The organism is Streptomyces sp. TLI_053, assembly GCF_900105395.1.
In the GTDB taxonomy this organism is placed as follows: domain Bacteria; phylum Actinomycetota; class Actinomycetes; order Streptomycetales; family Streptomycetaceae; genus Kitasatospora.
Map to the genome: position 1 here is coordinate 4,541,210 of NZ_LT629775.1, position 15,269 is coordinate 4,556,478.

8 protein-coding genes and 1 tRNA gene are annotated in these 15,269 nt (G+C 75.5%); all 9 read right to left on the reverse strand.

What is annotated here, in order from left to right; genetic code table 11:
• Window positions 1–84: 84 nt before the first annotated feature.
• Window positions 85–158 (reverse strand) — tRNA-Thr (locus BLU95_RS18170).
• Between the two features lie 83 nt (window positions 159–241).
• Window positions 242–898, reverse strand: a complete 657-nt coding sequence (gene leuE, locus BLU95_RS18175) for a leucine efflux protein LeuE (RefSeq protein WP_093860955.1) — start codon at window positions 896–898, stop codon at window positions 242–244.
• A gap of 57 nt (window positions 899–955) precedes the next feature.
• Window positions 956–2,638 carry an alpha/beta hydrolase gene (locus BLU95_RS18180; RefSeq protein ID WP_231978620.1) on the reverse strand — a complete coding sequence of 561 codons (1,683 nt, stop codon included), beginning with the start codon at window positions 2,636–2,638 and terminating at the stop codon, window positions 956–958.
• Window positions 2,639–2,748: 110 nt separating this feature from the next.
• Complete coding sequence (locus BLU95_RS18185; RefSeq protein ID WP_093860957.1) at window positions 2,749–3,924, reverse strand: alpha/beta hydrolase; 1,176 nt, start codon at window positions 3,922–3,924, stop codon at window positions 2,749–2,751.
• Between the two features lie 331 nt (window positions 3,925–4,255).
• Window positions 4,256–5,467, reverse strand: a complete 1,212-nt coding sequence (locus BLU95_RS18190) for a DNA polymerase III subunit delta' (protein ID WP_093860958.1) — start codon at window positions 5,465–5,467, stop codon at window positions 4,256–4,258.
• Between the two features lie 284 nt (window positions 5,468–5,751).
• Window positions 5,752–9,243, reverse strand: coding sequence for a dTMP kinase (gene tmk / locus BLU95_RS18195; RefSeq protein ID WP_093860959.1), 3,492 nt, complete (start codon window positions 9,241–9,243; stop codon window positions 5,752–5,754).
• 170 nt (window positions 9,244–9,413) lie between these two features.
• The gene (topA, locus tag BLU95_RS18200; RefSeq protein ID WP_093860960.1) at window positions 9,414–12,284 is read right to left on the reverse strand and encodes a type I DNA topoisomerase; all 2,871 of its coding nucleotides are present in this window, start codon (window positions 12,282–12,284) and stop codon (window positions 9,414–9,416) included.
• Window positions 12,285–12,748: 464 nt separating this feature from the next.
• Window positions 12,749–13,222 (reverse strand): DUF3592 domain-containing protein, encoded by a 474-nt coding sequence (locus tag BLU95_RS18205; protein WP_159424928.1) that lies wholly within the window; start codon window positions 13,220–13,222, stop codon window positions 12,749–12,751.
• A 335-nt stretch (window positions 13,223–13,557) separates the two neighbouring features.
• On the reverse strand, window positions 13,558–15,090 hold the full coding sequence (locus tag BLU95_RS18210) for a DUF7059 domain-containing protein (RefSeq protein WP_093860962.1): 1,533 nt from the start codon (window positions 15,088–15,090) through the stop codon (window positions 13,558–13,560).
• Window positions 15,091–15,269 lie beyond the last annotated feature (179 nt).

Here is a 15,269-nt window from a genome sequence, read left to right on the forward strand (position 1 = left end):
CCCCCGCAGCCGCAGCCGCAGCGACCGCACGCGGAAAACGCAAAAGCCCCAGGTCACGGCGAGTGAGTCCTGGGGCTTCTACAGAGCCGCCTGCGGGATTCGAACCCGCGACCTACGCATTACGAGTGCGTTGCTCTGGCCAACTGAGCTAAGGCGGCACCGCTGCCGAAGTGTCGGCAACGCGGGCCAGTCTACACAGGTTCGCGGGTGATCCGTAACGCGGTGGCCCGGGGGTGGAGGGTCAGGCGGAGGAGACGGCGAGCTTGGCGGCGAAGCCGGCGAAGAGGGCGGCGACGCTGCCGGTGAGGGTGGCGGAGAGGCGCTTGCGGCGGCGGAAGGCGGAGGCGAGCGAGGTGCCCGCGAAGATCAGCACGGAGAGGTAGAGGACGCTGAAGCCCTGCAGGATCCCGCCGAGGAGGGTGAAGGAGAGTACCGGGCTGCCGTAGGAGGGGTCGACGAACTGGGTGAAGAAGGAGAGCAGGAAGAGGATGGCCTTGGGGTTCAGCAGGCTGATCACCAGGGCGCGGCGGAACGGCCGCTCGCCGGGACCGGTGGTCTCGGTGGTGCCGTCGGCGGCCCCGTCGGGGGACCGGTGCTCGCGCCAGAGGCCGCGGGCGGCGCGCAGCATGCCGACGCCTATCCAGAGCAGGTAGGCGGCGCCGCCGTACTTCACCACGGCGAAGACGGCCGGGTTGGCCTTCAGCAGGGAGGCGGCGCCGAGCGAGGTCAGGCTGATGAGGGTGAAGTCGCCGACGAAGACGCCGGCGGCGGCCCGGTACCCGGTGCGGACGCCCTTGCGGGCGGCGACCGAGAGCACGTAGAGGGAGTTGGGGCCGGGGAGGAGGACGATGACGAGGGCGCCGAGGACGTAGGTCGTCAGGTCGTTGACTCCGAGCACGATGGGCTCCGGGAGGAACGAGGAGGGGAGGGGGCGCCCATCGTAACGGGCACGCCCTCAACGCCCGCAGGTCTTGCCGTTCTCCGGCGGCTCGCCGCCCAGCAGGAAGCGGTTGACCGCGCCGTCGAGGCAGGCGTCGTGCCGGCCGTACGCGGTGTGGCCGTCGCCGTCGTAGGTGAGCAGCCGTCCGGACTCCAGCTGGCCGGCCAGCGCCTGCGCCCAGGCGTAGGGGGTGGCCGGGTCCCGGGTGGTGCCGACGACCACGATCGGGGCGGCTCCGGCGGCCCGGACGGTGTGCGGTGCGCCGGTCGGCCGGACCGGCCAGTAGGTGCAGGTGAGCGCCATCCAGGCCATGTCGCGGCCGAACCTCGGCGAGGTCCGCTCGAAGTCCGGCACCGCGCGGGCGGCGTCGTCCGGGCCGGCGAACGGCGCGGGCAGGTCGAGGCAGTTCACCGCCATGTTGGCGAACATCAGGTTGGGGTACGAGCCGTCCGCCTCCCGCCCGTAGTAGGCGTCGGAGAGCTTGAGCAGGCCGGTGCCGTCGCCGGCCACCGCGTCGGCGAGCGCGGTGCGCAGCCGGGGCCAGAGGAAGTCCGCGTACATGGCCTGGACGACGCCGGTGGTCGCCTGGGCCTCGCTGAGGCGGCGGGCGCCGTCGGTGGTCGTCAGCGGGTGCTCGTCGACCGCGGCGAACAGGGCGGCGAGCCGTTCGCCGGTCTGCTGCTCGGTCCGGCCGAGCGGGCAGTCCTCGCGTGCGGCGCAGTCCCGGGCGAAGGCCGTCCAGGCGGTCTCGAAGCCGCCCGCCTGGGTGCGGTTGCCGGTGAGGGAGTCGAGCGAGGGGTCCATCGCGCCGTCGAGCACCATCCGGCCGGTGCGGCCGGGGAACAGGCCCGCGTAGGTGGCGCCGAGGAAGGTGCCGTAGGACTTGCCGACGTAGTGCAGCCGTTCGTCGCCGAGCAGCGCGCGCAGCACGTCCGTGTCGCGGGCGGCCTCGACGGTGCTCAGGTGTCCGAGCCGGTCGCCGGACCGCTGCCGGCAGCCCTCGGCGAACTCCTTGGCGGCGGCCACCAGGGCGTCGATCTCGGCCTGGTCGTCGGGGGTGATGTCGGCGGCGGTGTAGGCGTCCATCCGTTCCCCGTCGAGGCAGGTGACGGGCGAGCTGCGGCCGACCCCGCGCGGGTCGAGGCCCACGAGGTCGTAGCGGGCGCGGACCCCGGCGTCGTAGGTGGGGGCCACGCCCTCGACGTACTCGACGGCCGATCCGCCGGGCCCGCCCGGGTTGAGCAGCAGTGAGCCGAGCCGTTCGCCGGGGGCGGCCGCGCCGCCGGCCCCGGCCGGTACGGCGGGGGCGCGGACGGCGGCCAGCGTGAGGTCGCCGCCGTCGGGGCGGTCGTAGTCCAGCGGTACCCGGAAGGTGGTGCACTCGTAGCCGTCGTCGCAGGGTGTCCAGCTGAGCCGCTGCGCGTAGTAGGGGGCCAGGGCGGGCGGCACGGCGGCGGGCAGCGGCTCCAACGGCGTGACGGCCGACGCGCCCCCGGCCGGCCCGGAGAGGCCCGCCGGAGCGGCACCGGAGGAGGAGGGAGAAGAGGCGGAAGAGGCCGCGGTGGGGGACCGGGAGGCGTCGGGCGTCCCCGCGCCGCCGGCCGAGCAGCCGCTCGCCAGCAGACCGGCCGCCGTCACCAGGGCCACCGCGGCGGCGGTGCCGGTACGACGCTCGCGCGCCCGAACCCGCGCTGACACGTCCTGCCGCCCGTCGGCCCGCATCTGGGATCCCCTCAGCCGTCCACGCCCGCCGGCGGCCGCGCCGCCACCGGGGAGTACCGGAAGCGTAGTGCCCGCACCGGGCCTGCTCAGGACGCCTTGCCGAGCGTCTCGCCGAGGTACTGGGCCGCCTGCCGCACCAACCGCAGCCGGACCCGGTCCGCGGAGTAGTCGGTCGCGTTGTCGGAGATCCGCACCTCGGCGCGGGCGGCGGCGCCGGTGCCGCCGTGGAGCGCCGACTGCAGCTTGCGGGCGGCGTCCAGCCCGGCGGTGTCCGCCTTCCCGGCGGCGAGCAGCAGCCTCGGGGTCCCGGCCGCGGGCGCCTCGGCGCCGGTCCGGGCGAGCGCGGCCGGGTCGTACCGGCCGGAGACGGCGGCCGCCGCGCCGTACAGGTCGGGGCGGGCCAGTCCTGCCGCGGCCGCGCAGGGCGCGCCGTCGTCGACGCCGAGCGTGCCCCAGCCGGCCGGGCCGGGCGGCAGGGTGCGGAAGGTGGCCGCGACGGTGGTGCGCAGCGCCGCGTCGTCGGCGACCGCCATCGGGGCGGCGGCGACCAGCTCGCAGGGGTGCGCGGTGCCGTTCGGCGCCTCGGGGGCGACCAGGATGAACGGCTTGGACCTGGCGCTCTGCACGGCAGAGGCGAGGCCCTCGAAGACGTCCGGGACTTCGGTGTCCGCGGTCTTCCGGGGGGTGGCGGCGTGCATCACGACGACCGGGAAGCGGGCGTTCGGGTCCTTCGCGTACTGGGCGGGCAGCCAGACCCGGACGTTGCGCGGGTGGCCGTCGGGGCCGGGCACGGCCGACTGGAGCAGTTCGCCGCCGCCCGGGTGGCCGACGCTGTCGAACCGGCTGACCACCGGCAGCGGGGAGGGCGTCGGCGTACTCGCCGAGGTGGCGGCGGCCGCGGCGTCGACGGCTTCGACCGGCGGAGCGGCCGGCCGGCCGGCGCCCGGGCCGTCGGCCCCGCCGCCGAACCCGTTGCCGGCCCCGGTCCCGTCGAACCGATCGGCGGCCGAACCGGTCCGCCCGGTGGCCCCGCCCTCGAGGTTCCCGAACGCGCCCACCGCCGTCAGCAGCGTCAGCACGGTGACGCAGATCCCGCAGACCATCGCGCCGGCCGCCCGCACCAGCATCGGCCACTGGTCCCCGCTCAGTTCGTACGTCTCGGCGACCCGTAGGTCCCGCCACCGCACCAGCGCACCGCGGGCCAACCAGACCCCTCCCCCGGCGACGGCGAGCAGGGGAACGAGCAGAAGCGAACGGACCATGGGACGCACCACCTCGGGGAGGGCCGGACGGGCGGTCGGGCCCGGCACCGTACGGGACGCGACGGCCCCGGCGGCGGGGCGCAGTCGGCCCCCAGCGTGCAGCGCGAGCGGGACGTCCTACGACGGTGCGCCCGGCGCGTATCGCTCGTTCACTCGAAGGTGGGACGCGGCACTGGGGCGGGAAGCCGTACCGGGCCCGTCGCGGTTGGCCCGGCCGACGTCGTCGCGGGTGGCCCGGCGGACCTCGTCGCGGGCACCCGGCCCGAGCCGGAACGTGCACACCTCCGCGGGAACCCGGACCCCGTACCGGCGCGTCGCCCCGGCCCGGCGGTCAGCCCGCGCGCAGTGCCACCGTCATCGCCTCGACGGCCAGCAGCGGATCGACGTTGCGGTCCAGGGCCACCCGGCAGGCGAGGATCGCCTCGATCCGGCGCAGGGTCGACTCCGGCGGACCGGCCTGGGCGATCCGGTCGAGCGCCTGCCGCTGGTCCTCGTTGGCGAGCGCGCCGGTCGAACCGAGCTGGATCGCCAGCACGTCCCGGTAGAAGCCGAGCAGGTCCAGCAGGGCGACACCGAGGGTCTCGCGGCGGGTGCGGGTGGCCCGGCTCTTCTGCCGCTTCTCGAGTTCCTTGACCGCGCCGGCCATACCGCGCGGCGCCTTGCCGCCCTCGGCCGCGCCGTACACGGCCCTGAGGTCGTCGGTCTCCTTGCTGTCCCGGGTGTCGGCGAGCGCCTCGGCGTCGGCCTTGGCGGTGTCGACCAGGCGCTGGGCGGCGGCCAGGCAGCCGCCGATGTCGCCGACCTCCAGCGGGATCCGCAGCACCTCGGTGCGCCGCGACCGGGCCTGCTCGTCGACGGCCAGCCGACGCGAACGCTCGATGTCGCCCTGCCCGGCCAGCGCGGCCAGCCGGGCGGTGTTCGGATCGACGCCGTCGCGCCGCACCAGCATGTCGGCGACCGCCTCGGCGGCCGGGGTGCGCAGCACCAGCAGCCGGCAGCGGGAGCGGATGGTCGGCAGCACGTCCTGGACGGAGGGGGCGCAGAGCAGCCAGACGGTGCGCGGGGAGGGCTCCTCGACGCCCTTGAGCAGCGCGTTGGCGGCGGCCTCGGTGAGCCGGTGGGCGGCGTCGACCAGGATCACCGACCAGCGGCCGCCGGTGGGGTAGCTGGAGGCGCGCAGGACGAGGTCGCGCATGTCGCCGACGCCGATGGACAGGCCGTCGGTGCGGACGTACTTCACGTCGGCGTGGCTGCCCGCGAGCACGGTGTGGCAGCCGTCGCAGAAGCCGCAGCCGGGGGTGCCGCCGAGCGCGAGGTCGGGGCTGGTGCACTGAAGCGCGGCGGCGAAGGCCCGCGCGGCGGTGATCTGGCCGGCCCCGGGAGGTCCGGTGAACAGCCAGGCGTGCGTCATCAGCGAGGCGTTCGCGCCGGACACCGGCTCGGTGCCGCGCCCGGCATCGACGATCGCCCCGGCCGCCCGGGCGGCGCCGGTCAGCTGCTCGACCACCCGCTCCTGGCCCACCAGGTCGTCCCAGACGGCCACTGCTGCTCCCACGCTCGGTACGGACCTGCCGCCCCCGCCCGACACCGGCGACGGCGGGAGCCGGAGGGCGCCGGACGGACCCGTCCGGCCTTCGTCTCCCGCTTCCCGCCGTCGAGCATACGTGCCCGGTACGACGTCGCCCGGTGGCTCCGGACCGGGCCTGCCGGTACCGGACCGGACCCACCGGCACCGGCCCCGGGCTGTCCGCACGGCCGTGCGGACGTGGAGCCGTGCGGACGTGCAGCCGGTCCCGCTGTTCGCGTCGCCGCCGCCGTTCCGGCCGGTCAGCTCCGGCGGCCCCAGCGCCGGCCCTTGCCCTTGCCGTCGTCCTGGCCGGCGTCACGCCTCCCGTCACCGGCGCCCGGGCCCGCCGGACCCACGTGCCCCGTCGGACCGGACGGGGCGGACTGACCGCCCTGGCCGCCCTGGCCCCAGCTGGCCCACTCCTCGCGGGTGCCGAGCAGGGTGTCGGTGAGGCTCGGCAGATCGTCGAGCGGGGTCTCCTCCGCCCAGTCCGGCCGGGGCCTCGGGTCGGCGGCGGGCTGCTCCTGCTGCGGGTCGACCACCGGCAGCTCGCGGGTGCTGTCCACCGGACGCTCCGCCGGCGCCGGACGGGTACCGCCGCCCGGACGGTCGTCCCGCCAGAGGCCCGGCGGAACCTGACCGGACGGCGCCGCTCCCGGCGGCACCTGGCCCGGCGCGACCCGGTCCCCGGCACGACCCGGCTCGACCTTCGGCAGCACCGCGGTCCGGTCGGCGTCCTCCGCCGGGACCCGCGGCAGCACCGCCGTCTCGTCGGCCGGGATCCGCGGCAGCACCGCCGTCTCGTCCGCCGGAACCACCGGCAGCACCGCCGTCTCCGCCACGTCCGCCACGCCGCCCGCGGCCCCGCCGGACCGCCCGGCGGCGCCCCCGCCCAGCAGCGGAAGCTCCCTGGTCGCGTCCCCGCCGTCCCGCCGGTCCGAAGGCCCGGAGTCCTTCACGACCCGCAGCTCGGTGGTCACCGCGTCGTCCGGGCCCGCCCCGGCGGCACCCCGGACGTCCCCGCCCGGGCCCGCGCGCTCCGCACGCTGCGCCGCCTCGGCGGCGGCCGCCGCGGCAGCCGCCAGCGCGGCGGCCTGCGCCAGCCGGGCCTCCTCGGCCCGCTGCAGCGCCTCCTCCGCCCGGCGCCGCTGCTCCTCCCGGGCCAGCTCCCGCTGACGCTGGAGCTCCGCCCGGGCGGCCGCCTCCTCGGCGAGCCGCTTGCGCTCGGCCTCCTCGACGGCCCGGCGCGCCTCTTCCTCGGCCCGCCGCTTCGCCTCTTCCTCGGCCCGCTTGCGGGCCTCCTCCTCCGCCCGCAGGCGCGCCTCCTCGGCGGCCTTGCGCGCGGCCTCGGCGGCGACCCGCTCGGCCTCCTCCTCGGCCAGCCGCTCCTTCTCCGCCTGCTCGGCCCGGAGCTGCGCCAGCACCTCCTGGCGCTTGCGCTCGGCGGCCTCCTCCTCGGCGCGCCTGCGGGCCTCCTCCTCGGCCCGGCGCCGGGCCTCCTCGGCGGCCTTGCGCTCCTGCTCGGCGCGGGCGGCCTTCTCCTGCTCGGAGAGCGGCAGCTCGCGGTCGAGCCGGTGGCGGACGGAGGTGGTGACGATGCCCGGGGCCTGGCTGCCGTCGACGACCAGGTAGCGCGCCGGATCGGCGGCGGCGAGCGCCAGGAAGCCGGAGCGCACCCGCTGGTGGAACTCCGTCGGCTCGGACTCCAGCCGGTCCAGCGCCTCGGTGAACCGCTCCCGGGCCCGGGTCGGGTCGACGTCCAGGACGACGGTCAGGTCGGGCAGCAGCCCGCCGGTCGCCCAGCGGGAGATCCGGGCCACCTCGGTGGCGGCCAGGTCGCGGCCGGCGCCCTGGTAGGCGATCGAGGAGTCCATGTAGCGGTCGGTGATGACCACCGCGCCGCGGGCCAGCGCCGGGCGGATCACGTTCTCGACGTGCTCGGCCCGGTCGGCCGCGTAGATCAGCGCCTCGGCGCGGTGCGAGAGGCCGGTGTTGCCGACGTCCAGGACGAGGCTGCGCAGCCGCTGCCCGATCGGGCTGCCGCCGGGCTCACGGGTGAGCACGACCTCGTGGCCCTTGCCCCGGATCCACTCGGCGAGCGCCTGGGCCTGGGTGGACTTGCCGGCGCCGTCGCCGCCCTCCAGGGCGATGAAGAAGCCGGTGCCCGCCCGGTGCGGGGCCGGACCGGTGGCGCCGCGCACCGAGTCGACCAGGTCCCGGCCGAACGGCACGGTGCCGCGCCGGTCGTCGGTGCGCAGCAGCACGACGGCGGCCAGCACGAGGGTGAGCAGTCCGGCGGTGCCGACGGCGAGGGCCGCGCCGCCGTGGACGAAGGTGAACGAGCCGGGCTCGAGGGCGCCGTACTGGACGTCCCCGTAGGCGGCGGCGATCAGCGGCAGGCCGACCAGCGCGGTGCCGACGACGACCCGCAGCACCGCGTAGAGGTGCTCGGTGACCTTGGGCAGCCGGGCCTCCTCGACCTCCAGGGCGAGCAGGCTGCGGCCGGTGGAGATCACCACGCCGGCGGCCAGCGCGGCCAGCACGGTGAGCAGCAGCAGGAGCACGAAGTCCAGCACCAGACCGGCCAGGACCAGTGCGACGCCCTCGGTGAGCAGCGCCAGCACGAGCAGTCGGCGGCGGGAGAGCGTGGGCAGCACGGCCCGGGTGATCCGGATGCCCAGCGCGGGGACGCCGGTCGCGGCCAGCACCAGCATGCCGTAGCCGATCGGCCCGGCGCGGTGCTCGACGGCGGTCAGCAGGGCCAGCGCGGCGACGCCGGCCATCGTCGCGTACCCGGCGGAGACCGCGAAGGTGAAGTACGGGGCGGCACCGGTGCGGCCCTTGGCCAGGGCGGGCCCGGGGGTGGCGTCGGTCGGGGCGCGCAGCCCGCGCAGCGGCGAGGCCGGCGGCACCCTGACGGGACCGCCGGGCAGCTCCTGGAGGTACACCCGGGTGGCCGAGACGGCGAACAGGGCGGCCGCACCCAGGGCGGCGAAGGTGGTCTGGTGGGCGCGCAGCCAGTCCGATCCGAGCGCCGCGAAGACGTTGTTCAGCAGGGTGAGCAGCACGAGCGCGCCGGCGCCGAGCGGCAGCGCGGCCCACCCGGTGCGGTGGTCCAGGGTCCGGACGGTGGCCAGGTTGGCGGCGGACGGCCGGCGTTCGCCGGCCGGCGCGTACGGGTCGACGGGCGGGAGCAGGGCCGGGACGGCGGCGGCCTTGGCGATCGCCCAGACCCGTTCGGCGGCGCCGGTCAGGAAGACGGTGGCGAGCAGGACCCAGGTCGCGGCGCCGGAGGGCTCGGGGCCGGAGCCCAGCCAGACGATCCACCACGGGGCGACGCCGATCAGCACGACGCGCAGCACATCGGCGCCGAACAGCGTCCAGCGCCGGTCGAGCCGGCCGGTGAGCAGTCCGTGCACCGGGCCGAGCAGGGCGGCGCCGACCAGCCCGGTGGCGGCCAACCGGGTGGCGAGCACGGCGGCGACCGCGAAGGCGAGGCTGCGCGGCAGGTCGCCGAACTGCCCGCCGAGCACGGCGGCGATCACCGTGAGCATCAGCAGCACCAGCAGGCCGAGCCGGTCGGCGGTGCCGCCGATCAGCTGGGTGGTCCACAGGCGCCGGTAGGGGCGCAGCCGCAGCAGCGCCCGGATCCGCTCGCCAGCGGTCCCGGCAGGCGCGACCTCGGGCAGGTCGGGCGTGCCGCCCGGTCCGGCCGCCGCGGCGCTGGGGGTGGGCTGCTCCTCGCTCGTCATACGGTCAGCGTAGCGGTCGGGGCATGGCGCAAAAGAGGGGAGCACGGCTCCGGACGGGCGCCGCCACCGGGTTGTGACAGACCGCGTACGCCCCTGTCACGCCCCGGCCGCGAACGGGACGGGCCCGCGCCGCCGGAGCGGACGCGGGCCCGGACGCCTTCGACCTGGGATCAGCCCTCGTCGGTGGCGGTGGACTTGCTCGCGGCCGTCTTGGCCGCCGCCGTCTTGGTGGCGGCCTTCTTCACGGTAGTGGTCTTCTTCGCCGCCGTCTTGGCCGCCGCGGTGGTCTTCTTGGCCGCGGTCTTCGTCGCGGTCTTCTTGGCCGCCGCCTTCTTCGCCGGGGCCTTCTTCGCGGTCTTCTTCACCGGCCCGCGCGCCCGCTTCTCGGCGAGCAGCTCGTAGCCGCGCTCGGGCGTGATGGTCTCGACCTCGTCGTCCTTGCGGAGCGTGGCGTTGGTCTCGCCGTCCGTCACGTACGGGCCGAACCGGCCGTCCTTGACCACCACCGGGCGCTCGCTGACCGGGTCGGTGCCCAGCTCCTTGAGCGGCGGGGCGGCGGCAGCCCGGCCGCGCTGCTTGGGCTGGGCGTAGATCGCCAGCGCCTCCTCCAGCGTGACCGTGAACAGCTGCTCCTCGCCGGTGAGCGAGCGGGAGTCGGTGCCGCGCTTGAGGTACGGACCGTAGCGGCCGTTCTGCGCGGTGATCTCCACGCCGTCCTGGTCGACACCGACCACCCGCGGCAGCGAGAGCAGCTTCAGCGCCTCGTCCAGGGTGACGGTGTCCGGCGACATCGTCTTGAACAGCGAGGCGGTCCGCGGCTTGACCGCGTTCTTGCCGGTCTTGGGCGTGCCCTCGGGCAGGATCTCGGTGACGTACGGGCCGTAGCGGCCGTCCTTGGCGACCAGCATGTTGCCGGAGACCGGGTCCGGGCCGAGCTCGAAGTCACCGCTGGGCCGGGCCAGCAGCTCCTCGGCGAGTTCGACGGTCAGCTCGTCCGGCGGCAGCTCGTCCGGGATGTCGGCACGCTGGCCGGGCTCGCCCTCGACGGCGGAGGCGCGCTCCACGTAGGGGCCGTAGCGGCCGACCCGGAGGGTGATGTCGTCGCTGATCCGGAACGAGCTGATCTCCCGGGCGTCGATCGCGCCGAGGTCGGTGACGAGTTCCTTCAGACCGCCGAGGTGGTCGCCGTCGCCGTTGCCGGCCTCGGCGGCGCCGCCCGCGATCAGGCCCTCGCCGGTGCCCTCGCCGAAGTAGAAGCGCTTCAGCCACGGCACGGACTTCGCCTCGCCGGCGGCGATCCGGTCGAGGTCGTCCTCCATCTTCGCGGTGAAGTCGTAGTCGACCAGTCGGCCGAAGTGCTTCTCCAGCAGGTTGACCACGGCGAAGGAGAGGAACGACGGCACCAGCGCCGTCCCCTTCTTGAAGACGTACCGGCGGCCGATGATGGTGTCGATGATCGAGGCGTAGGTGGAGGGGCGGCCGATCTCCCGGTCCTCCAGCTCCTTGACCAGCGAGGCCTCGGTGTAGCGGGCCGGGGGCTTGGTCGCGTGGCCCTCGGGGGTGAGCTGCTCGGCGGCCAGCGGGTCGCCCTCGGTGACCTGCGGCAGCCGGCGCTCGCGGTCGTCCAGCTCGGCGTTCGGGTCGTCGGCGCCCTCGACGTAGGCCTTGAGGAAGCCGTGGAAGGTGATGATCTTGCCGGAGGCGGAGAACTCGGCGTCCCGGCCGTCGGCGGCCCGGCCGCCCACCTTCACGGTGACCGACTGGCCGACCGCGTCCTTCATCTGGGAGGCGACGGTGCGCATCCAGATCAGCTCGTAGAGCCTGAAGTCGTCGCCGGCCAGGCCGGTCTCGGCCGGGGTGCGGAAGCGGTCGCCGGACGGGCGGACGGCCTCGTGCGCCTCCTGGGCGTTCTTCACCTTGGAGGCGTAGGTGCGGGGCGCGTCCGGCAGGTAGTCGGCGCCGTACAGCTGGGTGACCTGCGCCCGGGCGGCGTTGATCGCCGTCTCCGACAGCGTGGTGGAGTCGGTACGCATGTAGGTGATGAAGCCGTTCTCGTACAGCTTCTGGGCCACCTGCATGGTCCGCTTGGCGCCGAAGCCCAGCTTGCGGCTGGCCTCCTGCTGGAGCGTGGTGGTGCGGAACGGCGCGTACGGGGAGCGGCGGTACGGCTTGGACTCGACCCCGCGCACCGAGAACGCGGTCTGCTCCAGGGCGGCGGCCAGCGCGCGGGCGGCCTGCTCGTCCAGGTGCAGGGTGTTGGCGCTGCCCGCCTTGAGCCGGCCGTCCTGGCCGAAGTCGCGGCCGCTGGCGATCCGCTTGCCGTCGACGGAGGACAACCGGGCGCCGAAGTTCTCCGGGTTGGCGGCGTCGGCCGCGGTGCGGCCGGTGCCGAAGGTGCCGACCAGGTCCCAGTACGAGGCCGAGCGGAACGCCATCCGCTCCCGCTCGCGCTCGACCACCAGCCGGGTCGCCACGGACTGCACCCGGCCCGCCGAAAGCTTCGGCATGACCTTCTTCCAGAGCACCGGCGAGACCTCGAAGCCGTACAGGCGGTCGAGGATGCGGCGGGTCTCCTGGGCGTCGACCAGGCGCTGGTTCAGCTCGCGCGGGTTGGCCACGGCCTCCTGGATGGCGGCCTTGGTGATCTCGTGGAACACCATGCGGTGCACCGGCACCTTGGGCTTGAGCACCTGCTGGAGGTGCCACGCGATGGCCTCGCCCTCGCGGTCCTCATCGGTGGCGAGGAAGAGCTCGTCGGACTCCGCGAGGAGCGACTTCAACTTGCTGACCTGGGACTTCTTGTCCGCGTTGACCACGTAGATCGGGGCGAAGTCGTGGTCCACGTCCACCCCGAGGCGGCGCACCTCGCCGGTGTACTTGTCCGGGACCTCGGCGGCCGTGCTCGGGAGGTCGCGAATGTGTCCGACGCTCGCCTCGACGATGTAGCCGGGGCCAAGGTAGCCCTTGATCGTCTTCGCCTTGGCCGGCGACTCGACAATGACGAGTCGCTGTCCGTGCGCGGTCTCGCTGCTCGGGGACACCTTCGCTCTTCTCTCCCGGTCGTTATATGAGCTGGTCGGCGCTGGCAGCACGGGCTGCGCTCCGCCCGACCCCTCCACCGACCCGGGGCTGCCGCTGTACGACGACCCCACCAGCGGAGTGTGACCGTACCCCGGCCACCCTTGTCAAACGGACGGTTCCCGCGATTTCACCGGCAAGGCCGACCGACGCCACTCGAACGGTAACCCGACGACGACGGATCGCGCCCTGCGGAGGGGGGCTTCGGCGGGTTTCGAAGGATGGAATGACGGATTTCAAAATCTGTCAACGGAATACTGGTGCGCCCGGGCGCCGTGGATGGTAGGCGGTGGGCGGCGTCACCGGTCGCCCCGCAGGTCACCGCACCGGCCGCCCCGCGGGTTGCGTCACCGGGCTGCGGGGAGCGGACAGGGAGCGGACAGGGAGCGGACGGGGAGCGGACGGGGCGCAAGCGGGGGCCGCGGGGCTAGGCGGCGGCGAGGAGCAGGACGGCTCCGGCGGCCAGGCAGCCGAGGCCGAGCGCCGTCCACAGCAGGTCGGCCACCAGTGGCCGGGGGCCGGCTTCCTCCGCCAGCAGCACCGCTCGAGCGGGACGGTGCGGATCGTAGGCGATCCGTACCGAACCGCCCGGTACGAGATGGGCCGGGCGGCGCAGCGGGGTGTGGCCCCGGGGCCGGGTCAGCACCAGCTCACCGGCCGCCTCGGCACCCGGCGCGCCCCCGGTGCGACCGCCGGGGACCGGGCGGGTGGCGAAGGAGAGCAGCGGTGCGCTGTCGAGCGCCCCGTGGACGTCGGACTCCGGGAGCACGGTGGCGACCGCCGGGAGCCCGCGGCGCCGGATCCGGTGGCGCAAGCGCGCTTCGGCGGCGCACCAGAGCAGGAGTGCGCCGCCGAAGAGGGCGAGTATCGCTCCACCCGCCGTCGCCGTCGTCGTTTCCACCCCGGCCGCCCCCAGTTCTGTCCACAGCCTGTGGACAGAGCCTCACAGTCCAGGACCAACAAGGGGGAGATGTTCGGCGGCTGCCCGGCGAACCAGGGGAAACAGTGAGGTGAACCGGGTGCCGTCGGCGAGCGCCCGTGCCGTGGCGCCGGGAGGCCGGAGCACCCGGGCGGCGGGGCGGCGGAGCGGCGGAGCACCGGGGCGGCGGGCACCGGGGTACGCCGACGGCCGGGCCCGGACACGGGCGCGTTGCGGCGCCCGGCCCGGCCCCGGCCCCGGCCCCGGCCCCGGCCAGGAGACGGCCAGGAGACGGTCAGGAGGCGGTCAGGAGGCGGTCAGGGCGCGGGCCGGATGAACCCCTGCTCGGTGAGCAGCCGCAGCGACTCCGGCACCCGGTCGCGCAGCACCACCCGGTCCTCGCCCAGCAGCCGAGCGATCGCGTCGACGATCTCGCCCGCCGACAGCGTCCCGTCGCAGACCCCGACGAAGCCCGCACCCACCGTGTCCACCTTGGTGGCCCGCCGCATCCCGCGGTTGTGGCGCAGCACCACGTGCTCCGGGTCCTCCGCCCCCGGGGCGCCCACCTGCTCCTGGACCACCTCGTCGGCCAGCACGTACCGCGCCGCCAGCAGGCCCGCGTCGTCGTGGGTGCGCAGGAAGTCCTGCCGGTCGAACCACTCCTCGATGTGCGGGCCCAACGGCTGCTCCACCGGGTGCGGCCACTCCTCCACCCGGACCGTCGGACGCTCGGCGCCGCTCGCACGCAGGGTGATCCAGCCGAATCCGATGCCCTCGACCCGGCCGGCCTCGAAGGCGTCCAACCACTCCCCGTACCGGGCCTGGTAGTCGTCGCCGGCACCGCGGTGGTCTCCGCCGTCGCGGAGCCACAGCTCCGCGTACTGGGCCACGTCCTGCACCTCGCGCTGGACGATCCAGGCGTCCAGCCCGGTCCCGGCCACCCAGCCGGCCAGCCGGTCCTGCCAGTCCTCGCCCTTGACGTGCTGCCAGTTGGCCAGCAGCTGGCAGTGCCCGCCCGGCTCCAGGTGGTCGGCGGCCGAGCGGACCAGGCTGCGGCACAGGTCGTCGCCGGCCATCCCGCCGTCCCGGTAGGTGAACCGCCCGCCCGGCGAGATCACGAAGGGCGGATTGGAGACGATCAGGTCGAACCGCCGCTCCCCCACCGGCTCGAAGAGGCTGCCGGCGGCGGTCTCCGTGTTGTCGAAACCGGACAGCGCCAGGGTCAGCTCGGTGAAGCGCAGCGCCCGCCCGTTGAGGTCGGTGGCGGTCACCCGCTGGGCGTGCCGGGCGGCGTGCAGCGCCTGCACGCCCGAGCCCGAACCGAGGTCCAGCACCGAGCGGACCGGCCGGCGCACCGTGATGTTGGCCAGCGTGGTGGACGCGCCGCCCACCCCGAGCACGAGGTCCTTGCGGGCCACCCCGTGCGCGGTCTCCCCGGAGCCGATGCCGCCCGCGCCGCCGACCGCGCAGCCCAGGTCGGAGACCACCCAGGCGTCCGAACTCGGCAGCCCGGACACCTCGTTCGCATAGGGCCGGACGTCCACCGTGGCGCGCACCGAGTCGCCGTCCGGGCGCAGCCAGCCGTCGGCCAGGCAGTCCTCCACCGGCAGCGCGGCGGCGGCCGCCGGGTAGGGCACGGGCTGCTGCAGCAGGAAGAGCCGCACCAGCGTCTCCAGCGGGCTGCCGCCACGGGTCGCCCGCAGCGCGGGCACCGCCTCGCTGCGGGCCAGCGCCGCGTACCCGGTGGGCCCGAGCAGGTCCAGGCAGCCGTCGGCGGTGTACGAGGCGGCGAGCAGCGCCTCGCGCAGTCTGGCGAGGCGGGTCGGGTCGAGAACGGGGCTACTGATCACCCCGCCATTCTCCCCCGCCCGCCCGGCTGTCCCGTCCCCAACACCGCCGCCCCCTCGGCCGATGGCCGAGGGGGGGTGTGCGTGGGTGTGTGCCGGGATGTGCGGGGGTGTACGCGGGGGGGCGTGCCTCTGGCGGGTCCCTTGCAACGGGGAGGCCGCGCGGGGCCGGTGGGCCCGGG